This is a genomic window from Pseudarthrobacter sp. TRD_SC_9 (assembly GCF_055361265.1).
The window spans coordinates 1,663,638-1,687,277 of sequence record NZ_CM143956.1 but is presented as its reverse complement, the minus strand read 5'-3'; the positions used below and the strand labels follow the sequence as shown (position 1 = coordinate 1,687,277).

General features: G+C 63.5%; 22 protein-coding genes. 2 read left to right on the top strand and 20 right to left on the bottom strand.

Features of this window, described 5'->3' with window-relative positions:
* Nucleotides 1–49 precede the first annotated feature (49 nt).
* The 20 genes from ACWA13_RS07895 to dinB form a co-directional block, all read right to left on the bottom strand.
* Nucleotides 50–724, bottom strand: coding sequence for a DivIVA domain-containing protein (locus ACWA13_RS07895; RefSeq protein WP_463937582.1), 675 nt, complete (start codon nt 722–724; stop codon nt 50–52).
* 123 nt (nt 725–847) lie between these two features.
* Entirely contained in the window at nt 848–1,135 is a 288-nt protein-coding gene (locus ACWA13_RS07890) for a YggT family protein (protein WP_463937581.1), read from the bottom strand.
* Nucleotides 1,136–1,257: 122 nt separating this feature from the next.
* Nucleotides 1,258–1,788 carry a cell division protein SepF gene (locus ACWA13_RS07885; protein ID WP_463937580.1) on the bottom strand — a complete coding sequence of 177 codons (531 nt, stop codon included), beginning with the start codon at nt 1,786–1,788 and terminating at the stop codon, nt 1,258–1,260.
* A gap of 85 nt (nt 1,789–1,873) precedes the next feature.
* Nucleotides 1,874–2,641, bottom strand: a complete 768-nt coding sequence (locus tag ACWA13_RS07880; protein ID WP_463937579.1) for a YggS family pyridoxal phosphate-dependent enzyme — start codon at nt 2,639–2,641, stop codon at nt 1,874–1,876.
* The gene (locus ACWA13_RS07875; RefSeq protein ID WP_463937578.1) at nt 2,634–3,329 is read right to left on the bottom strand and encodes a purine nucleoside phosphorylase YfiH/LACC1 family protein; all 696 of its coding nucleotides are present in this window, start codon (nt 3,327–3,329) and stop codon (nt 2,634–2,636) included. The genes ACWA13_RS07880 and ACWA13_RS07875 overlap by 8 nt, the downstream gene beginning before the upstream one ends.
* Before the next feature lie 7 nt (nt 3,330–3,336).
* Nucleotides 3,337–4,563 (bottom strand): cell division protein FtsZ, encoded by a 1,227-nt coding sequence (gene ftsZ, locus ACWA13_RS07870; protein WP_463937577.1) that lies wholly within the window; start codon nt 4,561–4,563, stop codon nt 3,337–3,339.
* Nucleotides 4,564–4,751: 188 nt separating this feature from the next.
* Nucleotides 4,752–5,666 carry a cell division protein FtsQ/DivIB gene (locus ACWA13_RS07865; protein ID WP_463937576.1) on the bottom strand — a complete coding sequence of 305 codons (915 nt, stop codon included), beginning with the start codon at nt 5,664–5,666 and terminating at the stop codon, nt 4,752–4,754.
* Nucleotides 5,659–7,035 carry a UDP-N-acetylmuramate--L-alanine ligase gene (gene murC, locus ACWA13_RS07860; protein WP_463937574.1) on the bottom strand — a complete coding sequence of 459 codons (1,377 nt, stop codon included), beginning with the start codon at nt 7,033–7,035 and terminating at the stop codon, nt 5,659–5,661. Before murC ends, ACWA13_RS07865 begins: the two co-directional genes overlap by 8 nt.
* Nucleotides 7,032–8,132 (bottom strand): undecaprenyldiphospho-muramoylpentapeptide beta-N-acetylglucosaminyltransferase, encoded by a 1,101-nt coding sequence (gene murG, locus ACWA13_RS07855; RefSeq protein ID WP_463937573.1) that lies wholly within the window; start codon nt 8,130–8,132, stop codon nt 7,032–7,034. The genes murC and murG overlap by 4 nt, the downstream gene beginning before the upstream one ends.
* 5 nt (nt 8,133–8,137) lie before the next feature.
* Entirely contained in the window at nt 8,138–9,409 is a 1,272-nt protein-coding gene (ftsW, locus tag ACWA13_RS07850) for a putative lipid II flippase FtsW (RefSeq protein ID WP_463937572.1), read from the bottom strand.
* A gap of 2 nt (nt 9,410–9,411) precedes the next feature.
* The gene (gene murD, locus ACWA13_RS07845) at nt 9,412–11,001 is read right to left on the bottom strand and encodes a UDP-N-acetylmuramoyl-L-alanine--D-glutamate ligase (RefSeq protein ID WP_463937571.1); all 1,590 of its coding nucleotides are present in this window, start codon (nt 10,999–11,001) and stop codon (nt 9,412–9,414) included.
* Entirely contained in the window at nt 10,983–12,092 is a 1,110-nt protein-coding gene (mraY, locus tag ACWA13_RS07840) for a phospho-N-acetylmuramoyl-pentapeptide-transferase (protein ID WP_463937570.1), read from the bottom strand. The genes murD and mraY overlap by 19 nt, the downstream gene beginning before the upstream one ends.
* Nucleotides 12,089–13,579 carry a UDP-N-acetylmuramoyl-tripeptide--D-alanyl-D-alanine ligase gene (locus tag ACWA13_RS07835; protein WP_463937569.1) on the bottom strand — a complete coding sequence of 497 codons (1,491 nt, stop codon included), beginning with the start codon at nt 13,577–13,579 and terminating at the stop codon, nt 12,089–12,091. The genes mraY and ACWA13_RS07835 overlap by 4 nt, the downstream gene beginning before the upstream one ends.
* A 6-nt stretch (nt 13,580–13,585) precedes the next feature.
* Nucleotides 13,586–15,256 (bottom strand): UDP-N-acetylmuramoyl-L-alanyl-D-glutamate--2,6-diaminopimelate ligase, encoded by a 1,671-nt coding sequence (locus tag ACWA13_RS07830; RefSeq protein ID WP_463937568.1) that lies wholly within the window; start codon nt 15,254–15,256, stop codon nt 13,586–13,588.
* Between the two features lie 134 nt (nt 15,257–15,390).
* Entirely contained in the window at nt 15,391–17,127 is a 1,737-nt protein-coding gene (locus tag ACWA13_RS07825; protein ID WP_463937872.1) for a peptidoglycan D,D-transpeptidase FtsI family protein, read from the bottom strand.
* Between the two features lie 213 nt (nt 17,128–17,340).
* A complete protein-coding gene (gene ftsL / locus ACWA13_RS07820; protein ID WP_463937567.1) occupies nt 17,341–18,033 on the bottom strand; it encodes a cell division protein FtsL in 693 nt (230 codons plus the stop codon).
* Entirely contained in the window at nt 18,030–19,022 is a 993-nt protein-coding gene (rsmH, locus tag ACWA13_RS07815) for a 16S rRNA (cytosine(1402)-N(4))-methyltransferase RsmH (RefSeq protein WP_463937566.1), read from the bottom strand. Before rsmH ends, ftsL begins: the two co-directional genes overlap by 4 nt.
* A 183-nt stretch (nt 19,023–19,205) precedes the next feature.
* Nucleotides 19,206–19,634: a division/cell wall cluster transcriptional repressor MraZ gene (gene mraZ / locus ACWA13_RS07810; RefSeq protein ID WP_463937565.1), complete on the bottom strand. Its 429-nt coding sequence runs from the start codon at nt 19,632–19,634 to the stop codon at nt 19,206–19,208.
* Nucleotides 19,635–19,952: 318 nt separating this feature from the next.
* Nucleotides 19,953–20,327 carry a DUF3040 domain-containing protein gene (locus tag ACWA13_RS07805; protein WP_463937564.1) on the bottom strand — a complete coding sequence of 125 codons (375 nt, stop codon included), beginning with the start codon at nt 20,325–20,327 and terminating at the stop codon, nt 19,953–19,955.
* A 270-nt stretch (nt 20,328–20,597) separates the two neighbouring features.
* Complete coding sequence (gene dinB, locus ACWA13_RS07800; protein WP_463937871.1) at nt 20,598–21,821, bottom strand: DNA polymerase IV; 1,224 nt, start codon at nt 21,819–21,821, stop codon at nt 20,598–20,600.
* A 128-nt stretch (nt 21,822–21,949) separates the two neighbouring features.
* Between dinB and ACWA13_RS07795 the strand changes: the two genes are divergently transcribed.
* Together ACWA13_RS07795 and ACWA13_RS07790 are read left to right on the top strand one after the other, a co-directional pair.
* Nucleotides 21,950–22,480: a hypothetical protein gene (locus ACWA13_RS07795; RefSeq protein WP_463937563.1), complete on the top strand. Its 531-nt coding sequence runs from the start codon at nt 21,950–21,952 to the stop codon at nt 22,478–22,480.
* Nucleotides 22,477–23,571: a polyprenyl synthetase family protein gene (locus ACWA13_RS07790; protein ID WP_463937562.1), complete on the top strand. Its 1,095-nt coding sequence runs from the start codon at nt 22,477–22,479 to the stop codon at nt 23,569–23,571. The genes ACWA13_RS07795 and ACWA13_RS07790 overlap by 4 nt, the downstream gene beginning before the upstream one ends.
* Nucleotides 23,572–23,640: the final 69 nt, after the last annotated feature.

Below are 23,640 nucleotides of genomic sequence, written 5' to 3'. Positions count from 1 at the left end.
GCGGCCGAGGAATCCTCAGCCGCCGGCCTTCAGAATACTTGCTGGTGGATCAGTTGGCGTCGCTGGACTCAGGGGCAGCAACGGAACCGCGTGCGTCAAGGTCGCGCAGTTGGCCTTCGATGTAGGCCTTGAGGCGTGAGCGGTAGTCACGCTCGAAGCCGCGAAGCTGCTCCACCTTGCGCTCCAGGACGGACCGCTGCTGTTCCAGGGCGCCCAGGATTTTGCGGGACTTTTCCTGTGCGTCGTTGACCAGGCTGCTCGCTTCGATCTGCGCCTCGGCGATGATCTTGTCCTTGAGCTCCTGGCCATCGGCAACGTGGCGGTCGTGCATCTGCTGCGCCATAGCGAGCAGGCCGGCAGCGGACTCAGCCGAAGCCGAACCCGTCGCTGCCGTGGCAGGCACCGGTGCGGATACGGCTGCAACCGGCTCGACTTCCTTCTTTTCGGCCTTGGGAGCGGGCTCAGGCTTAGCCTCCTGCTGCTTCTCCGGCTTGGCGGGAGCGGGCACGCTCTCAACAACCGGTGATGCTGCCGTGGTGTTAGCGCTGGTACCGGAACCGGATTCGGCGAGCTTCTTGCGAAGTTCGTCGTTCTCCTGGTTCAGGCGCCGCAGTTCGACGACGATTTCGTCCAGGAAGTCGTCAACCTCGTCCTGATCGTAGCCTTCGCGAAACTTGGTCGGCTGAAAGCGCTTGTTGACAACGTCTTCTGGCGTCAAAGCCATCTGGTCACCTCTTGGTCTAGTTAGTCAGTAGGGCCTTCCGGCCGTCCAAAACTACGGTACCTAAATATCGTGTGCTTACTCTAATTCAACACCGTAGTGTCAAACCCGGGTTTCTCCGGAAATTTACGCCAGGCCCCGCGTGATGCCCATCGCGATACTGACCGCGAAGAACAGCAACAGGAAGCCCAGATCCAGGCTGATTCCACCCAGTCGCAGCGGCGGGATCAGGCGTCGCAGGACTTTCAAGGGCGGGTCAGTGACGGAGTACACCGTATGGGCCGTGACAAGAGACACGCCCCGTGGCCTCCATTCGCGGGCAAACATCTGCACCCAGTCAAAAACGAGGCGGATGATCAGCGCCACGAGAAACAACAACAAAGCAATGTAGACAAGCCCGAAGACTAAACCCATGACTTAACCCATAACTCCGTGTTGATCGCGGACAGACCCGCTGCCCTGGTGGTGGTGTTTCTATTCCAGCACAGATGCCAGACAGTTTCCTGCCTGGCATCCGCGGTGGAAAGCTGTCAGGTTCAGCTCTGGTTAAAGAAGCTGGCCTGCGTCTCGCTGACCTTTTTGTCATCGCCGATAACTTCAATGTACGACGGCGACAGCAGGAAAACCTTATTCGTGACGCGTTCGATGCTGCCTCGGAGGCCAAACACCAAGCCGGCAGAGAAGTCGACCAGCCGCTTGGCGTCGGACTCCCCCATATCCGTCACATTCATGATTACGGGAATGCCGTCCCGGAAACTCTCGCCGATCAGCTTGGCATCGTTGTACGAACGCGGGTGGATCGTCGTGATCTGGCGCAGTCCGCCAGTGTCTTCGCGGCTGGAGGCCGCACGTTTGATAGGAGTCACAGGTGCGCGGTATTCCTCTTCGGCGGCATGGGACGATTCACGGACGACCTCGCGGACAGGCGCCGGTGCACGGCGTTCCTCGCGGTCATGTTCCATCGATTCGTCCCCGTCCTTCTGGTGGGTGTGGATCTCGGACTCGTAATGCTCATCGCCATCGGCGAGCCCAAGATAGATCATTGTCTTGCGCAGAGCGCCGGCCATGGTCGACTCCTAATCGTGTCCGAAGGGCGGGCGTGCCCATGTGTAGGCAACCGGAGCCCGGCCATTCACTTCCAATACCACGACGCTACCCCACGGCCGGACGCGATCCGAGAATATCGGAGCCTATCCTCAGGTGTGTCGCCTCGAACCGCATGGCTGATTCGAGGTCCTGGCTCATGCCGGCGGAAATACCTGTGGCGCCCGGGTGTTCCGACTGCAGCCGTGCAGAAATCCCCGCAAGTTTTTCGAACGCTGCATCGGCGGGGGCCCCCAGCGGAGCCACTGCCATCACTCCTGCCAGGCGAAGCAGCGGGGATGAGGAAATGCGGTCTGCCAACTCCGGAACAGCGTGTGGTGCAGCGCCGCCACGCTGCAGATTTTCCGGATGACCGGCCCGATCACCGGAGCCTTCGTCGAGGTTCACCTGGATAAAGCACTCCAAGGGGGCCCTGCCACTGCGCTCAACCTCCATCGTCATGGCCTTATCCAGCGCACTGGCCAACTGGAGGCGGTCCACCGAGTGGACCGAATGTGCATACTTCACGACGGATCTAGCCTTGTTGCTCTGCAGTTGCCCAATAAAATGCCAACGAGCTGGACCGGTGATGTCAGGGAACCCGGAAACCTCCGCGGCCTTGGCAGCGGCCTCCTGGTCGCGGTTCTCACCGAAATCCTGGATGCCCAGGGAAGCCAGCAGTCTTACATCGGCGGCCGGATGGAACTTTGTTACGACGATCAGCTGCGGGGCCGGTACGGCGCGGAGGGCGGCTGCAACCGCAATGCGGCCCTGAACGGCGGCGAGGTTGCTGGCAAGCTGCTCACGGCGGTCGACATCAGGAACACCTTCAGCCATGGCTCCACACCAGCCCCGCAAATCGTCCGGCCTGCTGGTTACGGCGGTAGGAGTAGAGAGTTGGTGTTTCAAGAGTGCAGGGCCCCGAATACTTGATATCGACGTCGGCAGCTTTCAGTTGGCTCCGGACCCCGTGTGGCAGGTCAAGGGCAGGTGTCCCCCAGCTTGTCTCGGAGGCGGTGCCGGGCACGGCCTGATCCACCTCGGCCCGCATGGCGGGAGGAACCTCGTAGCAACGCCCGCAAATGGACGGACCAAGCCACGCACTGATCCGCCCCGCCCCGGCTCTGCGCATCTGCACAACAGTGCGCGGGATAACGCCAGCGGCGAGGCCGGGCCGCCCCGCATGGGCGACCGCCAAAACAGCCGGCCCTGACGTGGTTTCGCCCACCATGATCACCGGGACGCAGTCAGCCACCATCACGGCGAGCGGGACTGCAGAGCTCACCATGGCGTCCACAGCCGGTGCGGCGCCGGCAGGTCCGTCCAGCACCGCCACGTCAGCGCCGTGAACCTGGTTCATGAACTGGAAATGGCGGGGTGAAATTCCGGCGGCCAACTCAACGGCAGCACGACGCCGGGCAACATCCGCCGCGTCATCTCCAACGTGCAGCGCGAGGTTCCCCGCGCGGGCGTCGGTGAAAGCGACCGAAACACCGGGCAGGGCTTCGCTACGCCACAAGAACAAGTGATGCCTACTTCAGGAAATCAGGGACATCCAGATCGTCCGAGTTGCTGCCCGAAAGGTCTGGCTCCACGACTGCGGGAAGGTCGACGTCGAACCCTGAGTCTGCGGGTACGGCTGCCGGACGCTGCTGTCCCCAGTTACTGAGGCCCGCGGCACCCATTCCGGCGTGCACCGGCTGAACCTGCGACGAACGCGAATCAGCCTGCTGCGAAGGAGCTGCGGCAGGTGCGGCAGGACGCTGCGGAGCCGACTGCGGCTGCGACTGGTCCATGGACGGCGACGTGGCTTTGACGTCGTCAAAACCGGCGGCAATGACGGTGACACGGGCTTCGTCGCCCAGCGCATCATCGATCACGGCGCCGAAGATGATGTTGGCCTCGGGGTGCGCAACCTCCTGGACCAGCCGTGCGGCCTCGTTGATCTCGAAGAGGCCAAGGTCCGAACCACCCTGGATGGAGAGCAGCACGCCGTGGGCGCCGTCGATGGATGCCTCCAGGAGCGGCGAGGCGATGGCGAGCTCTGCGGCCTTCACCGCGCGGTCCTCACCGCGGGCGGAGCCAATGCCCATCAAAGCCGATCCGGCACCCTGCATCACTGACTTGACGTCGGCAAAGTCGAGGTTAATCAAGCCGGGCGTCGTGATGAGATCCGTGATGCCCTGCACGCCCGAAAGCAGGACCTGGTCCGCGGAACGGAAGGCGTCCAGGACGGAGACGTTGCGGTCGCTGATGGACAGCAAGCGGTCGTTGGGGATGACGATGAGGGTATCGACTTCGTCCCGGAGCGCGTCGATGCCGGCCTCGGCGGAACCGGCGCGGCGGCGGCCTTCGAAGGTGAAGGGACGCGTAACGACGCCGATGGTAAGCGCGCCGAGCGAACGGGCAATCCGTGCGACGACGGGGGCACCGCCAGTTCCCGTGCCACCACCTTCGCCTGCGGTAACGAACACCATGTCAGCCCCGCGGATGACTTCCTCGATCTCATCGGCATGATCCTCCGCGGCCTGCTTACCCACCTCCGGGTTGGCACCGGCCCCGAGGCCCCTGGTGAGTTCCCGGCCGACGTCAAGCTTGACGTCGGCGTCACTCATAAGGAGGGCCTGGGCGTCGGTGTTGATGGCGATGAACTCGACTCCGCGGAGGCCAACCTCGATCATCCGGTTGACTGCGTTCACGCCACCGCCGCCGATGCCGACGACCTTGATGACGGCCAAGTAATTCTGCGGTGCTGCCACGTTACGTGTCCCTTGTTCGTGTCCTGTTGCGAAATCTGCTGGAGTCGAGCTTGAAGCCAGCAACCTTAACCTTCGACCTGAAGGTTACAGTTATGTCAAGTAACTCTTGTCTGTGACGCTATTTCCTATGCTTCCCACATTCAATAACCGCCCCCGCGTGTCGTGGTAATCCACAGTAATTTCGCCCGTTAGCGGGTTACGGGGTTGCGGGGCGCGCTGACGTCGTAGATCCTGACTGGATTCTCCGGGTCCATCGGGACCTGCAGCAAAGCTTGAAGTACCTTTGCCTTCAGCTCGCGCTCCTCCGCGTTGCCCCAGACCACCGTCTGCCCGTCGAGGAGTTTGAGTTCCACGGCGTCCACCGACTGGGCTGTTGCATTCGAGAGCCGGGCGAGGATTTCCGGGGGCAGAGCGCCCAACACCGCCGCCGTTGCCTGGAACAGTTCCTGCCCAATGGCTCCGGCGCCGCCATCGATCACTGGGAGTGCCGTTGACGCGGGATCCGCGATGGTGGCCAGCTGGACGCCATCGACATCAACCATCAGGTACTGCTCCCCCTGCTTGACCAGTGCCACCGGCACCCGCTCCTGGATTTTTACCACCAACTCGGACGGCGGCCGTGCCTGCACGCTGACGTCCTTCACCTGAACCAGCGGCACAAGAAGCGCCTCCACCTCAGCCTCTGCCACCTGCGGCAGCGGAACGCCCTGCACCGGCCGGAGTGCCGCCTGGACCTGATCGGCAGTGAGCAGCTGGGTACCGGAGACCGTGACCGTCCGGATGGCCAGGACCGGCGAAAACACAGCAGCACCAACAATCCCCGCCGTCAAGGCTGCTGCAATGCATGCTGCCAGGAGGATGTTGCGACGCAGCCGCTTTCCCCTGGGTTCGGGAAAGGCGAGGATGCTAGCTCCTGCCGGGCTCCCCGTCACTTTGCTGCTGACGGCGGGATCCGGCGGGTCGGGAAGATCCCTCGACGCCGAAATGACACCGGTACTGGCGGATTTCCCGGCGGTACCGTTGGAACTTCGGGTACCGGAACTGCCGCCGCCCGGGCCGGCGGACTTGTCCCGCGGAACGGGCGGTTTCCGGCCGCTAGCCATCCAGCGCCGCCACGATGAGGGGCCCGTAAGCGGTGACGTCGCCCGCTCCAACTGTCAGGACAATGTCACCGTGGACGGCCACGCCTGCCACTGCGTTGACGGCATCCCCGGCGCTCACCAGCCGGCCGCCCGCGCCGAGGTGCCGGGTGATCAGTTCACTGCTCACACCCGGGATCGGGTCCTCCCGGGCGGGATAGATATCCAACACCAGGGACGAATCCGCAAGCTTCAGCGCGTCCGCGAATTCATCAGCAAATTCCCTCGTCCGTGAAAACAGGTGCGGCTGGAACAGGACATGGACTTTGTTGTTCCCCGCCACACTCCGGGCGGCCGCAATAGCCGCCCGGACTTCGGTGGGGTGGTGTGCGTAGTCGTCGTAAACCCGAACTCCCCGGGCAGCGCCCTTGAACTCAAACCTGCGCGAGGCGCCGGAGAACTGCTCGAGGGCGGCGGCGGCGGCGTTCAGGGGCACACCAAGCTCCAGGGCAACCGCCACCGCTGCTGCGGCGTTGAGGGCATTGTGCCGCCCCGGCACCTGCAGCTTGAGCGGGTACCGTCCTGCACCTGCACTGACCCACACCTGCCCCGGGCCGCCGTCATCAATTCTCACGTCAGCGTCCTGGCCTGTCCCATAACGGACCACCCTGCTACTTCCGCGGGCGGCCGTCCGGGTAGCCAGGGCTTCTGCCCCGGCGTCATCAGCGCAGGCAATAAGCGTCCCGTCCGCGGGGAGGAGTTCACTGAACTTGTCGAAGGATGCGTAAACGGCCTCTGCCGTGCCGTAGTGGTCCAGATGGTCAGGTTCAACATTCGTCACGACGGCGATCTGCGGCCGGTAGTTCAGGAAAGAACCATCCGACTCATCCGCTTCGGCAACAAAAATGTCCGTGGTACCGTCAGCAGCGTTCACGCCGAGTGCCGGGACGTTGGCACCAATGGCGAACGAGGGATCCAGGCCGGCGCCGCGGAGCAGCACGGTAATCATGGACGTCGTGGTGGACTTGCCATGCGTACCGGCAACGGCAACTACTGTGTCGGTGGCCATCACAGCGGCGAGGGCCTCCGAACGGTGCAACACAGTGAGGCCGGCTTCCCGGGCGGCCGCCAGTTCAGGGTTGTCCTGCCGGATGGCCGAACCCGCTACTACCGTCGTGGCATCACCAAGGTTCGCGGCCTCGTATCCAACGGCAATCCGGGCACCCGCCGCGGCAAGCTCTGTCATGACAGGCAGATCCTTCGCGTCCGATCCACTGACGGGCACCCCCCTTGCCACCATGATGCGAGCCACCGCGGACATCCCCACGCCACCTACGCCGATGAAGTGGATCCGGCCCAGGGAGCTGATGCCGTCTGAGGCTGGTGTTGTCATGCTGATACCGCTTCCAGGACAAGATCAGCCATCCGCTGATCGGCGTTTCGGATTCCCAGGGTGTAGGCCGCGCTGTTCATCGCCTTAAGCCGGGCTGAATCCCCGAGCAAGGGCAGCAGTGACGCTTGGACCCACCCGGGCGTGAACTCCCGGTCCGCCACGAGGACAGCTCCGCCTGCTCGAACCAGTCCCCCGGCATTGAGGGCCTGCTCGCCGTTGCCGATGGGCAGCGGAACCAGGATAGCGGGGAGGCCGACTGCAGCCACCTCACTGACCGTGGCTGCGCCTGCCCGGGCCAGCAGCAGGTCAGCCGCGGCATAGACCTGTTCCATGCCGTCCACATATTCAATTTGGTGGTAGTTGGATGCCGTCAGCAACGAGCCGTCCCCGGCAAGCACAGCCTTGCCACGACCCGTGATGTGGAGCGTCTGGATTCCGGCGGCGGCAAGCGCCGGCAGAGACGCAGCGATGGTCCTGTTGATCGATTGCGCGCCGGATGAGCCGCCGGTCACGATCAAGGTGGGAAGATCCGGGGCCAGGCCCAGGGACTCGCGGGCTGCAGCCTGGGCCGCTGTCCTGTCGAGGCCGGATATGCGCGTGCGCATGGGCATGCCCACGTGCCGGGCACCACGCAGGGGCGTACCCTCGAAAGCAACGCCGACATGCGTGGCAAAGAGGGCCCCCACCCGGTTTGCCAGGCCTGGCCGGGCGTTGGCCTCGTGGATGACGATGGGAATTCTTCTTTTCCTGGCTGCCAGGTACATCGGGGTGCAGACGTAGCCGCCCACGCCCACCAGGACATCGGCCGCGGCCTCATCAAGAATCGCATCGGCCTGCCTGACAGCCCCGGCCATCCTGCCCGGCAAGCGCAGCAGGTCGATGGAAGGGCGCCGCGGAAACGGCACGCGGTCGATGGTCTGCAGCGGCAGACCGGCCGCCGGGACAAGCCGCGTCTCCATGCCGGCGGCCGTGCCAACTGCCACGAGGCGGACGTCGGCCCGGGCAGACTGCAGGGCGGCTGCGATGGCCAGCAGGGGGCTGATATGTCCTGCGGTGCCACCGCCTGCGAGGACGATGGACGGTGCTGTGGAAGTCATGGAGATTACTTACGCTTTCTTGCGGTGGATTGTTTCGCGGGCCCGGTTCCTGCAACTGCTGCGCTGCCAAACCCCAGGAGGCGCCTCGAACGGAGCACTGGATCCATCTGTTCCCTCGCGAGCGATAGGACCACACCGATGGCGCACAGCGACATCAGCAACGCCGACCCGCCGTATGAAATAAAGGGCAGCGGCACGCCAATCACCGGCATCAGGCCGGTCACCACCGCCATGTTGACGGTGGCCTGGCCGAGGAGCCACACCATGATGGTGCCGGCGAGGACGCGGTGGAAGGGGTCCTGCTGGGCCACCACCACGCGGTAGATGGCAGCGCCAAGGATGGCAAACAAGATCAGTACGACGCCGGTACCCACCAGGCCGAGTTCCTCACCGATGATGGCGAAAATGAAGTCGTTGTGGGCTTCCGGAATCCAGCTGTACTTCTGCCGGCTCTGCCCAAGCCCTACGCCGAACCAGCCCCCCGACGCCAGGCCGTAGAGGCCGTGCATTGCCTGGTAGTTGGCGTCGGTATCGGTGGCGTCCTCGCCTGTCCACCAGGAGGTGATGCGGCGCACGCGGTTGGCGTTGGTCAGCGCCATCACAGAAACCCCGACGATCGCTGCGATGGCTGCTATGCCGAAGAAGTACAGCCGCACTCCGGCGAAGAACAGCGCCGCGGCGGCAACCATGACGATGATCATGACGGTTCCGAGGTCTTTTCCCGCAAGTACCAGGCCAATGATTATTCCGGCAACGGGAACAACCGGGATGAAGGCGTGCCAGCCGCGCTCCACGAGCCGGCCCTTCCGCGCCAAAACGGTGGCCATCCACAGTGCCAGGGCCAGCTTCGCCGCTTCTGAAGGCTGGAACGTAAATCCTTCGACTTCGATCCAGTTTCTGTTTCCGTTGACGTCTTTACCAATCAGCAACACCAGGACCAGGAGCACGCACGCCAAGCCAATGGCCGGCCAGGCGAGCCGCTTCAGCCAGGTGACATTGATGCGGGACAGGATAAACATCACCACCAGGCCGACGATTGCGAAAATTCCCTGCTTGATGGCATCACCGTATGGAGATTCACCGGCAGCAATGGATTCGACGCTGGAGGCGGACAGCACCATCATGATGCCGATCGCGGTGAGGGCGATCGCTGAACCCAGGATCAGGTAGTAAGTGGAGCCATTCCGGGAGGTACCGGTACCTTCCAGTGCCGCCCAGAAATTCCGGTACCACTCCATCGGGTACGCCCTGGCCCGCTTCGTGGGAGTGCTTGCCATCGTCACTCCTCGCCGGTGTGGGCCTGGCCTTCCACCAGCTCGCGGACAGCTTCGATGAAGGCGTCACCACGGTGAGCGTAGGAAGAGAATTGATCCATTGATGCAGCCGCCGGGGCCATCAGGACGATGTCCCCTGGTGCGGCAAGCTGCGCTGCTGCCGCAACGGCCCGGGTCATCACCGCTTCACCGGAATCCTCGAGACCTGTTGCCGTAGCGTGGTCTACGCCCGTCGTGGCAGTCTGCATATTTTCAGTCTGGCCCGCCGAAGCCGTGATCACCGGGACATCAGGCGCGTGTCTCCGAAGCGCCTCCTGCAGCGGGGCCGGGTCCTTGCCCAGCAGGACAACGCCCTTCAGCCGGCCGGAGTGGTCCCGCACGAGGTCGTCATAGCTCACGCCCTTGGAGAGTCCACCGGCAATCCAGACCACGCTGCTGAAAGAAGCCAACGAGGCCGCAGCAGCGTGCGGATTGGTGGCTTTGGAGTCGTTGACCCAGAGGACGTCGTTCACGCTGGCGACGGGCTGGATACGGTGATCGCCGGGCAGGTAGCTGCGGATCCCCTGCCTGACGGCGTCCGGAGCGACCCCGTAGGCGCGCACGAGGGCGGCAGCGGCGAGGGCATTGGCCACCATGTGCCGCGGGGCTACCCTCCCCAGGTCCGGGATGGAGGCAAGCTCGGCTGCACTGTCCTTGCGCTGTTCAATGAAGGCGCGGTCCACCAGGAGGTCTTCGACCACACCCAGCATGCTGACGGCGGGAGTGAGCGTCGTGAAGCCTATAGCCCGGCAGCCCTCGACGACGTCGGCGTTTTCCACCATTCGTTCGGTTTCAATCTGCTCCGCGTTGTAGATGCAGGCCTTCTGGGTACGTTCGTAAACCTTGGCCTTGTCCGCCAGATACGAACCATAGGAACCGTGCCAGTCCACGTGGTCTTCGGCGACGTTCAGGCAAACGCTGGCCACCGGAGACAGGGAATGCGCCCAGTGAAGCTGGAAGCTGGACAGTTCCACCGCTAGGACGTCGTACTCTACGGGGTCGCGCAAAGCGTCGAGGATTGGCGTGCCCACGTTTCCTACCGCTATCGCCTTCAGGCCGGCGGCCTGAAGCATGGATTCGGTGAGGCCCACAGTGGTGGTCTTGCCATTGGTTCCCGTGATGCAAAGCCAGTCGGCGGTCTTACGGCCGGCCCGTTCGCGCACACGCCAGGCCAGCTCCACATCTCCCCACACCGGAATGTGCCTGCGCGCTGCGGAGGCGAGCAGGGCCTGGTCAGGACGCCACCCGGGCGAGGTCACGATCAGTTCGGGCCACTCGCCGTCGACCTTTGGGACAGATTGGACGGCGTCCTCGCCGAGGAGGACGTCCGCGGCACCCACAATGCGCAGGGTGTCTGCCTGGGCTTTGGCCCGTTCGGTAGTGGCAGCGTCCGCCACCACTACCCTGGCACCTAGTTCAATGAGGGTGTCGGCGGCGGCGAATCCGGAAACACCGATGCCCGTGACCACTACCTTCAGCCCTGCCCAGTCGGCGTCCCAGCTGGTGAGGCCATTCAGTCTTTCGATACCGGCGGAGTTCACAGGAGGACGACCCATTCGGCATAGAAGATGCCCAGGCCCATGGCAACGAACAGGCCACCGAGGATCCAGAACCTGACCACTACGGTGACCTCGGCCCAGCCTTTAAGTTCGAAGTGGTGCTGCAAGGGCGCCATCTTGAAGAAGCGCTTGCCACCAGTTGCTTTGAAGTAGCCCACCTGGATGATGACGGAAAGGGTGATCAGGACAAACAGACCACCGATGAATGCGAGCAGCAGTTCGGTACGCGAAAGAATGGCAAATCCGGCCACTGCCCCGCCAATAGCCAGTGAGCCGGTGTCGCCCATGAAAATCTTGGCCGGTGACGTGTTCCACCAGAGGAATCCGACGAGTGCAGCGCTGATGATGGCAGCCAGCAGCGCCAGGTCCAGGGGATCCCGCACCGTGTAACAGCCACCACCTGCCTGGCGGGGTGAGCCGCAGGCCTGGTTGCTCTGCCAGATTCCCATCAGGGTGTAGGCGCCGAAGACCATTACCGAAGCACCGGCGGCAAGCCCGTCCAACCCGTCGGTCAGGTTCACGCCGTTGGTAGCTGCCGTGACGATCAGGTTGGACCACAGGACAAACAGGATGGCGCCCAGCACGGTGCCGCCAAAGGCAAGGTCCAGCCATGGAATATCGCGGACAAGGGATATCCGGGTTGACGCGGGGGTGAGGCCGTCCTCATCGGGAAAGTTCAGTGCCAGGACGGCGAAGATGATGCCCACCGCCGCCTGCAGGATCAGTTTGGCCTTGGCGTTCAGGCCCAGGCTGCGCTGCCGGGAAATCTTGATGAAATCGTCCAGGAACCCCACCAGACCCATACCGACCATCAGGAACAGGAGGATCAACGCCGAGACTGATGGTCCGGGAGAGCGCGGATTAATCATCCACATGATCACGTGCGTCAGTCCGTAACCCAGCAGGACAGCGCCAACCACGACGGTTCCGCCCATGGTGGGTGTACCGCGCTTGGTGTGATGGGAGGTGGGTCCGTCATCCCTGATGAACTGGCCGTAGCTTTTGCGGACCAGGAGCCGGATGAACAGCGGGGTTCCTACCAGTGCCAGCAGCAAAGCCAGCCCGGCGCCAATCAAAAGTGCAATCACAGCAGGGCGCTCCCGTCGTGGGCTGTAGCTTCGGCGTGTGGAGGTAATGCTATCCGATCGCCCAAATGCCTCAGGCCAACACTATTGGAGGACTTGAAGAGGACAAGGTCCCCCGCGGCAAGTTCTGCTGACAGGATTTGGTAGGCCTCGTCAAGGGTTTCTGCGAAGATGCATTCGTCGCCCCAGGAACCTTCCTGGACCGCGGAGACATAGAGGGCCCGGGCTTCCCGGCCCACTACCAGGAGGCGCGAGATATTCAGCCGGACCACCTGTGTGCCCACAGCAGTGTGCTCCCGGATGGAGTCCTCCCCCAGTTCCAGCATGGCGCCAAGGACCGCCCAGGTGCGGCGTCCCTGGCCCAGGTCCGCCAGGGTACGCAGTGCGGCCCTCATCGATTCCGGGTTGGCGTTATAGGCGTCGTTGATGACGGTCACGCCGTCGGCACGCTCCGTGCGCTCCATCCGCCATCGGCTGGCGGTCCCCTGGCTGCTCAGTGCCATTGCGATCCGGTCTGCAGGAACCCCCGCTGCGTGCGCGGCGGCGGCAGCGGCCAGGAGGTTCGCCACGTGATGGACGCCAATCAGTTGGCTCGTCACGGCCACCGATTCCACGGTGCCTGGTACGAAGAGCTCAAAAACCGGATTGCCGGCGTCGTTTGTATCAACGGCAGCAGCCCGCAGGAAGGCGTCGTCCTGAAGCGGCGTTTTTCGTTCCGCATCCTGGATTGCAGTGAACCCCAGCACCTTCGCCCGGGTGCGCGATGCCATGGCCGCCACGCGCTGGTCATCGAGGTTCAGCACCGCCGTACCGTCTTCGGCGAGGGCTTCGACTAACTCGCCCTTTGCCTTGGCAATGTTTTCGACGCCGCCGAACTCGCCGGAGTGGGCAGAGCCAACGCCCAGTACCACTCCGATGTCAGGGGCGACGATTCCGGCCAGGTACTGGATGTGCCCTATTCGTGTAGCTCCCATTTCGATCACCAGGTAGCGGGTGTCCGCGTCTGCCGCCAAAACAGTCAGCGGGACGCCAACCTCGCCGTTATAGGAGCCCTGGGGAGCCACGGTGGGACCCTCCGCGGAGAACAGGCCGGCCAGGAGGTCCTTGGTGGTGGTCTTCCCTGCGGATCCCGTAATGCCGATCACCGTGAAGTCCCCGCCTGCTGCGGCGCGCTCCGCCCGGATGCGTCGAACGGCTTCGCGGGCAAGGTCGCCCATGGCCAGCACGGCGTCGGGCACGATCACTGCGGGGTAATCGCTGCCATCAGGCGACGGGACAGGCCGCTCGGAGAGCGTCAGCACTGCTCCACGCTCGAAGGCGGCGGCGGTAAAATCATGCCCGTCCGCGTGCTCGCCGGGCTTGGCCACGTACAACGCGCCAGCGCCCGCTTCCCGCGAGTCGGTCACAATCGACGTCGGCACAACGGCCGGGTCTGCAGTGAGGCGGCCATGGGTGATATCGGCGATTTCCGCCGCAGTAAATGCAATCATCTCGGTTTAGGACTCTATCCGCTCGTCTTGGAGAACGTTGAATCCCCTTGCTGTCAAGGCAGCCCGCAGCTCAACTCTGTCGTCGAGGGCCAGGTTGACTCCTTTGACTTCCTGCCACACCTCATGCCCCCGACCGGCCACCAGAATCGTGTCAAGAGGGCCTGCCAGTTCAACGGCCCGACGAATGGCTTCTGCGCGCGGGAAAATTTCCGTGATCACGCATCCGAGGTTCTGCTCGTACCGTGCCTTGATGGCACCGGCAAGGACGCCGGCGCGGATTGCTGCAGCATCCTCGTCGTGGGGATCATCGTCTGTGACAATCACAACGTCCGCGCCCGCGGCTGCAATGGCACCCATGCCGGGCCGCTTTCCCTGGTCCCGCTGGCCGGTGGCGCCAAAGACAACAATCAGCTTCCCTTCGGCAGCGGGCGGACGCACGGCTTCCAGGGCCCGGGCAAGGGCGTCGGGGTTGTGTGCAAAATCGACGACGGCGGCGGGCCGGGTTGCCACCAGCTGCATCCGTCCGGGGACGGCAACCATAAAGGGATCATGGGTGTCCAGCGCCCGCTGGAGCTCATCGGGAGCCACGCCGGAGGCAAGCACCATCAGGGTGGCGAGGGCGGCGTTGGAGACGTTGAAGGCACCCGGGAGGCCGCAATGGACTGTCAGTTCCACCCCGTCCGGCCCGCTCAGGGTGAACTCCGTACCCAGGTCCCTGGGCCGCTGGGTCGAAACAGTCCAGTCGGCGGCAGTCGTTGCCCCGGATCCTGTGGCAAGTGTCACTACAGGTATCACGGCCTGGCCGGCCAGTTGCCTTCCCCAGGCATCATCCACGGTGACAACGGCCGTCCGCGCCCTGGCCGGGGTGAACAGCTCCGCCTTGGTACGGAAGTACTCCTCGAGCGTTCCGTGCAGGTCCAGGTGATCCTGGGTCAGGTTCGTGAATCCGGCAACATCGAAGGTCACCGCGTCCACGCGATGGAATTGCAGCGCGTGCGAGGAAACTTCCATCGACGCCGAATCGAGGCCGCTTTCCCCCATCAAAGCCAGGAGTGCATGAACGTCCGGCGACTCCGGCGTGGTAAGGAGGCTGGGGATCGGGGCGGAGCCCGCCAGGATTTCGATCGTGCCGATCAGCCCCGGCTTCTGCCCCAGTGCGTGAAGGAGTGAGTTGATGAAGTATGTCGTGGTGGTCTTGCCATTTGTACCGGTGACCGCGAACAGCCGGAGGTCACTTTCGCTGGACTGGCCGCGGTAGATCCGGGCAGCGAGCCGTCCGACATCACGGCGTGGTTCACTGGCCACCACCACCGGCACCTGTATGCCTTCGTCCAGGGCAAGGATGCGTGCACCGGCGTCGTCAGTCAGAACGGCGGCGGCACCCCGCTCCACTGCCTGCGCCACAAAGTCGGCTCCATGACGCGAGGCACCTGGCAGGGCAACATAGAGGTCGCCTGGCTGCACCGTGCGGGAGTTCAGGGAAATACCCGTAACCGCGGCGGCACCGGTGGCGCCAGTCAGTTCCACACCGACGGCAGCGGCCAGTTCTGCCAGCGGGACAGGGCGGACGGAGGAAGGCCGGAAGGCGGAACCGCTCTCGCCTTCAGGGGCTGTGGCTTTCGCCGCTTCCGGGGATGGGCCGCGTCCGTTGGTGCCGGGCGTTACAGGTTCTGACAAAAGGGTCTCCGATGGCGCTAGTCATACTTCCCTGCCTGCGGGGTAGTCCCCGCGGCAGGTCATGCTGGATAAAAACGAACCTTGTGCCCGGAATGCGGAAGCGGGCAGAGCCCGCCTGGCAGGCCCGGCCCCGCCTACTCGGCGAACTGCGGGAGCCGCACTGGTTCTCCGGTGGACGGCTGGACGTTGTGTGTCCGCAATACCTGGCCCATCACTGACCGGAACACCGGCCCCAGTGAGAAGGTTGTTAATTTGGGCTGTGGCCGTTGCACCACTACCTCAACAATAAACTGTGGGTCGTCCATGGGAGCCATTCCCACAATCGACGACGTAAAACCGCAGAACCCCAAGCCGTTGTCGCACGGGGATTCGGCGGTTCCCGTTTTGGCGCCCACGCGGTAACCATCGATAGCCGCGTCCTTGATGCGGCCCTCGGTTACGGCGCTCTCCAGCATGTCCTGGACCTGCTGGGCCGTTTCGTCAGACACCACCTGTTGTGCAGGCCTGGCCTCTACCTTTTCCTCAGTCCCATCCGGGCCAATGTAGCTGTCTATCAACCTGGGCTGGAGCATAACGCCGTTATTCCCAATGGACTGATAGGCGCGGACAGTCTGCAAGGTCGACTGGGAGACGCCCTGCCCGAACATCACCGTCAATTCCTGCCGCTCATCCCACTGCTCCCATGAGCTGAGGATGCCTGAGGCCTGGGAGGGCAGCCCTATGTCGGGAGCGTCGCCTATGCCGAACTTCTTCAGCCAGTTATAACGTTGTTCCTTGGTCAGGGCCTGGCCGGCTGCCACGGTACCGGTGTTCATGGAGTAGCCCAAGATGCCTGCCAGTGTCCGCTTCTCCGGGCCGTGTTCGAATGAGTCGCCGATAGTCTGCCCGTTGAAGTTCATTTCGTGGGAAGGCAGCGAGTACTCGGACAACGGCGTCGCTTTGCCCTCCTCGATCAGTGCTGCAAGGGTCATCATCTTTTCCACTGATCCGGGCTCATACGCCGCTGTGACTGACCGGACGCCGCGGTCCTTGGCGTCCACAGCACCGGGATTGTTTGGGTCCGGAGCGTTGGTGTCTGCCATCGCAATAATGTTGCCGGTCTTGATCTCCGAGACAACGATTGAGGCCCACTCTGCACCCAGCGCTTCCTTCTGCGTCTGGATCGCCTGCTGAGCAAAGTACTGAAGATCCGCGTTCAAGGTCAGTTTGACGTCCTTGCCGTCTACTGCCGGCGTCAGTTCGTCAATGCCCACCGGAATCCGGAGCCCGTCGGCGCCGATTTCAAACAGCCGTTCACCGTCCTTTCCTCGAAGCACCTCATCCTGAGTCTGCTCCAGGCCCGCCTGGCCGGTGGTTCCGTCTACCAGGAAACCGACGATGCCGCCGGCTACCGACCCGTTGGGATAGACGCGCTTACTGACGCCTTCAGTGACCAGGCCCGGTATACGCAGCTTGGAAATCCGGGCTTCCACGTCCGGCTCCACGTCCTTGGCCAGGATGGTGTAGCGGGACTCCCCTGTCACTGCCTGGCGGACGTCCTCCACTTTCAAACCCAGGAGTGCTGCCAGCTCCCCGATGCCCTGGTCGCGGCTGACCTCCACCAGTTCGCCCTCGTCGGTGAGCCTGTAGAACGAGTCATTTTCAGTGTTACGGAGTTGGTCCACTACTACGTTGTAGCGGATCACGCTGTTGGCCAGCACGGTTCCATCCGCGTCCAATATGCTGCCACGTTCGGCCAGGAGCACGGCAGGCTGCAGGCGGTTTTTCAACGCCGCTTCAGCCATCCCACCCACGTCCAGCCCCTGCACCATGAACAACCTTCCACCCACCACCAGGAGGAGGACCAACATGATTCCCAGTCCCAAGCGCAGGCGACCGCTTGCCCCCGGAGGCTGGGGACGACCACTCGAACGGGCGTTGGCTTTGCGTTGTTCGGCCTTGAATCCGGTTGCAGTCCTTGCCTTGCCCAGCGGTTTGGCCTGCCACGCAGTGGCGGACAGCCGCGGCTTCTTTCCTGATGCTCCAGGTTTGCCGGTATCTTGCGCCACGATTATCCCTTGCTGCCTGGTGGGGCCGATCGTTGGTTACTGTCCTGGGGTCCGCTGTTCCGGTGCCGGCACCGAGCCGCCGTTCAATTCGACAGCCGGCGCCGGCGCCGCGGGGGGCTGAGCTTCTGCCGCGGCCCCTGCCTCCGCTGCAGCACCCGTTGCCGGCACCTCCGGAGATTCCGGCGCGGCGTCAGCCGGTCCCGACGCCTCAGCAGGAGTCCGGTTCTCCAGGGGTTCACCCGATGTGGCGGGCGGTACGACGCTGAGTTGTCCGGCGACGGCCGGAGCCGGGATGACTGCCCCGGCCGGAGCCCCGGACGCTGCCGGAGTGGCCTTTCCGGTGACCTTAAGCGTGGAAAGGTCAATCTGGCCCTTGTTTGGGGAAGCAACCATACCCAACTGGGTGGCCTTGGCAGCCAGGTTCTGTGGAGCTTCAAAGTTCTGCACCTGCTGCGCCAACTCCTGATTTTCCTTCGTCAGGGTGGACTGCGTGCTTTTGAGTTGAACCAGGCTGTACTGCGCTGAGGAGACCTGAATATTCAGGACGAGAACGGTCACCAGGGCAAACGCCAACATAGCAAAGCACATCACCACAAAAGGTGTGCGGCGCTTCCGTGGCACCGACCGGACAACGGAGAGCGGGGTGCGCTCCCGGCGGCGACCCGGGTCCAGGCTGCGGGGGCTGCCGCCTGCAGACAGGGGCAAGTTTGGTGCTGCTGCTGAGCTCATGCGGACCTCCCGGGCCTGATCCGTTCGACGGCGCGCAGCCGAGCTGACGCGGCACGCGGGTTCTCTTCGATTTCTGCCGCAGTGGGCACTTCAGTCCCCTTGGTCAGGGTTTTCAGATGCGCTTTGTGTTCCTCCAGTTCCACCGGAAAGCCCAACGGTGCGGAGGACCTGGAACCGGCCTGGAACACGGACTTAACAATCTTGTCTTCCAGTGAGTGGTATGACATCACCACTACTCGTCCGCCGAGCGCCGTCACAGCGACCGCAGCGGGCACCGCCCGCTGAAGGACATCCAGTTCTTCATTGACCTCGATGCGGAGAGCCTGAAAGGTCCTTTTGGCCGGATGTCCGCCGGACTTGGCGGCACCGGCGGGAACGACGGCCCGAATGACGTCCACCAGTTGGCCGGTGGTAGTAAATGGCCGTGAGGCGCGCGCAGAGACTATCCGGTTGGCAATCCGGCCCGCGAACTTCTCCTCGCCCCACGTTCGGATAATCCGCACCAGGTCTTCTTCGCTGTAGTTGTTAACCACGTCCGCCGCAGTCTGCCCCCGGCTGGTGTCCATACGCATGTCCAGCGGTGCGTCGAAGGAGTACGCGAAGCCACGCTCGCGCTCGTCCAGTTGCAGGGAGGATACGCCAAGGTCCATCAGGACGCCGTGGACTTCAGCAAAGCCAAGATCGTCCAGTACGTCTTCGATTTCGTCGTAAACGGCGTGGACCAGGTCCGTCCGTTCCTGATAAGGAGCCAGCCTGGCCCCTGCCAGCGCAAGGGCTTCTTCGTCGCGATCAATGCCGATCAGGTGCAGGTCCGGGAAGCGCTGGAGCATAGCCTCCGAGTGGCCGCCCATACCGAGCGTTGCGTCGATCGCTACGGGCGTCTCGGCCCGTTTCCGTGCAGCCTCGAATCCGGGAGCCAACAAATTGATGCACCGGTCCCGCAGGACCGGTACATGGCGTTCGGACGTTGGCTTGGGCTGGTCTGTCATGCCTTCGTCCTCCTGTCGACTCGGTGAAGTGGAATTCTGGACACTGAGCTGGTTCTTAAACCGGATCCCCATCCGCGCCTATCCCCCGCGTCCGCCTGGCTCCGGGGAAGTGAGTCAGGTGGAACGTTGGATGGGCGGCTGGAGATCCCATTCAAGAACCTTTCGGCGGGCTGCCCGCGGTGATCACAGGATCCCCGGAATAGCGTCGTCGGTTTCGGAGAAGGCAGTTTCCTGCTCCGCGAGGTACTGGCTCCAGGCTTGGGCATCCCAGATCTCAGCGCGCGTTCCGGCTCCGATAACGGCCAGCTCGCGCCCCAATCCTGCGTACTCCCTTAGCGCGGGCGGAATGGTTATCCGCCCCTGCCTGTCGGGTACCTCGTCAGAGGCTCCAGAAAGAAAGACGCGGATATAGTCACGGGCCTGCCGGGAAGAGATGGGCGCCTCCCGCATTTGCTCGTGTACCCGCGCGAATTCCTTCTCGCTGAAGACGTAGATGCAACGCTCCTGGCCCCTGGTCAGGACCAAACCGGCCGCAAGTTCCTCGCGGAACTTGGCCGGCAGGATAATCCGCCCCTTCTCATCAAGCCGCGGCGAATGAGTGCCCAAAAACACTGGCCCACCGCCCGTCTGATGTCAGGGATTGCACTCCTGCGCTGCCACTACCCTCTTATGTCCTCCACATTACTCCACTTTCCTCCCCAGTCAACGCGACACGGAGCAAATGGCTGCACTAAGGCGCAACAAATCCGCGCGGGCACTGGGCAAAAGTCGGTGGTGGGAAGTGGAGGGCTCAGGCGCCTTTCCTCGACATCTGGAAGCCTGAGAGTGCCGAAAGGGCCCGTTAAATGGCGAATGACCCGCCGAAGCGGGTCATTCGATGCCTGTTGGCAAGTAGGGCGGGACGTCCAGGGAGGAAAGTGGAGCGTGGGCCTAGGGTTCGCCGCGGCGCCTTTCGTCCCAGCGTTCCTCGAGGCTGCTCATAAACGAGCTGCGCTGCTTGGCACCCTTGGCGGAGCGTCCGGCATCCTTACCGGATTTGCCAGCAGAGCTACGGAGGGTCGCGAAATAAACGCCTGCGCCCATGATGATGAACCCGAGGACACCGACGAAAATATTCTGTATGGTTACGCCGACGAGCAGCAACAAGATTCCGGCCAAGGCACAGAACACACCCATGATGATGTGCCGCGTTGACCACGTGCGGGAAGGATCGGACCCCATGGAACTGGCAAACTTGGGATCGTCCTCATGCAGTTGCTTCTCGAGCTGTTCCAGCAGCTTCTGTTCGTGCTCCGAGAGCGGCATCACGACCTCCTTTATGTAGGCCAACGTCCGGCCAGGCCCAGCAAACACTTCCACTTCTCTAACGCCCGGCCACCCTACTTGGTTCCGCCGCCGCCGTCACTGGCGAAACTAACCAAAGTACGCCCGGACTCAAAAGCAGCAGCCCCAATTGCGACAGCCCCTGAACCATGTCCAAACGTTCGAAAATCTATGTACAACTAAGGATAGTTTGTCCGGGCCGGAACTGAAAGACACTGGCGGTTCAATGTGCCAGGACTGCCCTCCAGGAAGTCAGCAGGCCTCGCCAGGGGCGTCCAGCAGCCTCGCCGGGAGGACCGATTTGGTGCCGAAACGCCGGGTCACCTCATCCAGGACTTCCTCGGCCGCCCGCCAGTTATCGTCCCGACGGTCAAGGCTGAGTTGCAGGGCTGTGTGTGATTTGGGCTCAAGCTGCTCCGCACGCACCCCGACCAGCCGGACGGCCAGGGGACGCGCGCCCAGGCCGGCCAGCAACTGGACGGCCACTTCATAGACCAGCTGTGCGCTGTCAATGGGTGTGGGAACAGTCCGGCTCCGGGTAACAGTCGAAAAGTCGGAGTAGCGGAGCTTCAGAGCCACGGTCCTTGCCAGCATTCCGGAACTACGCAGCCTCGACGCAGTGCGGTGGGCAAGCCGAAGCAACTCGCGGTGGAGGAGGACGTCATCTACCGTGTCCATGATAAATGTCTCTTCGGCCCCGATGCTCTTTTCTTCCCTGATGGGGCTGACCGGTCTGGAGTCGATCCCCCAGGCAAGGCGGTGGATGTGCTCTCCGGTGGCGCCCAGTGCCCTTTTGAGGGACGGGGCCGGTGTGGCAGCAACATCCGCGACAGTCCTGATCCCCATCCGTGCCAGCACCTGGGCGGTCTTTTCACCCACGCCCCAGAGGGCTCCCACCGGAAGGGAGTGCAGGTACTGCACAGTTTGTTCAGGCTCGATCACCAGCAGCCCGTCCGGCTTGCAGCGGGTTGAGGCAATCTTTGCCACGAATTTGTTGACGGCTATTCCTACCGAAGCGGTGATCCCCAGCTCGCTGGACACCCGGCGCCGGATAAGGGCCCCGATCTCCGCAGGAGGACCAAGCCGGCGGATGGCGCCGCTGACGTCCAGGAAGGCCTCATCCACGCTCAACGGCTCAACCAGGTCCGTAATGGATTCAAAGAGCGACATTAACTGGGCGGAGACCTCGTAATAGAGGCCGTGGCGGGGTTCAATCACGAGGGCCTGCGGGCACATCCGGACAGCTACGGCCATCGGCATGGCCGATTTCACGCCCGAAGAGCGCGCTTCATACGAGGCGGACAACACCACCGAGCGTTCGCCGGGAAACCCCACGATGATGGGTTTGCCGCGCAGCTCCGGGCGGCTGCGAAGTTCAACCGAAACGAAAAATGCATCCATATCCACGTGCAGGATGGCGCTGCGGGGGCCCGGCCCGGCCGGCGCCGATGGCAGGCCGACGCTACCCTCCTGCACCCTGCCGATCTTTCCGCTTCTATCCCTATCTACGCGCACGCTGCAATCCTATGTTGGGGGACTGACTAAACTGGAGGCAGTATCCCGTTTTTCAACTTCCGTTTTACAACTCCAGGAGGAACTGCCCTGTGACGACTATTGGTATGAAGGCGCCGCTTCGCGTGGTGCTGCTCGCCACGGGGGCCGTCCTGGCGCTAACCGCCTGCACGTCCGGCGGCCCGGTTCAATCATCCTCTCCGGCGCCGTCCGCCACAACGTCCGTGGACCCGCTCCCCGTCCCGGCCACAGAAAAGGGGGACGGCGGACAACCCACTGCCTCCGCAACAGTGGGGACCGTCGTCGAAGGTTTCCCGACCGCCCTGCTGCCGCTGATGCCTGGGGCAACCGTCGTTTCCAGCAGCTTCGACAAGTCATCGGTCCCTGCCAACGCGGCCCTGGTGGCCAGCATTCCGGGGCAGCCTGCCGCCGTCGTCGAGTTCTACACTGCAGCCATCGGGGGGCAGGGCTTTACAGCCGTTCCAGGAGAGTCCGTCGGAAGCGTGGCGTCAAAGGACTTTATCCGCGGCACCAACGAGACCATCAACCTTGCTGTGGTCGAAGCCGGCGGCACGTCTACTTTCACCCTCGGCGCGAACGTCGCGCCGGAGTCCATCAAGTGACGGCGGCCGAACAGCTCCTCGTTGAGCAAGCGGATTACGTCGCAGCAGTGGCAGCCAGGCTGCGCGGGTTCCTGGCAGGCCGCCACGAGATTATGTCTGCCATCTCCCCCGACATCGATCCCATTATGGATTCCATCTCCAACCTGGTCACCGGGGGCAAGCGGCTTCGAGCCCTGATGTGCTACTGGGGATGGCGGGGCGCCGGCGGCAGCGCCGATGCAGAGGAAATTGTTACCGCGGGTGCGGCCCTGGAACTCTTCCAGGCAGCGGCATTGATTCACGACGACATCATCGACCGTTCGGATACCCGCCGCGGTGGCCCCAGTGTCCATCGGCGGTTCGGCCAGCTGCACCAGGAACAGGGATGGGCGCTGGACGGTGAACGGTTTGGCCAGGCAGCCGGCATTCTTGCCGGCGATCTTTGCCTGTCTTTCAGTGAAGAGGCTTTTACCGACATCGGCCCCAGGGCCGCTTCAGGGAGCCGCGCCCGGTTGATTTTCAACCTCATGCGGGCGGAGGTCATGGCCGGGCAATATCTTGACATCCTGGAAGAAGTGGCCGGACCGGTCCGGGACCGGGCGCAGGCCGTGACACGCGCGCAGTCGATCATCCGCTTCAAATCCGCCAAGTATTCAACGGAGCACCCGCTGGCGCTGGGCGGTGCGCTGGCCGGGGCACATGACGACCTTCTCCGTGGCTACTCGGCCTTTGCCCTGCCACTGGGCGAAGCTTTCCAGCTGCGGGACGATGTCCTGGGAGTCTTTGGCGATCCCATCACCACCGGTAAGCCTGCCGGTGACGATCTGCGGGAAGGCAAACGCACAGTTCTCGTTGCCCTCGCCCTGGAGCAGGCCAACCCAGCGGAGTCGGCGTTCATCGACCAGAAACTGGGGAGCCCTGAGCTCGATGCAACAGATGTGGAAGAGATCCGCCGGATCATTATGGACTGCGGCGCACTGCAAGCGACAGAGCTGCTCATCAGCCAGTTTGCCGATTCGGCCGTGACGGCCCTGGCGGAAATGCCGGTGGATGAATTCTCCCGTACCGCACTGCGAAAGCTGGCAGAGGCTTCCGTCAGCCGCGCTTCCTGAGCGGCGGCCGGCCCGTCAGAGCCGGGCCGGCTTCCGTGGGTTCGCGATGCTGGGCCAGCCGAACGGCGA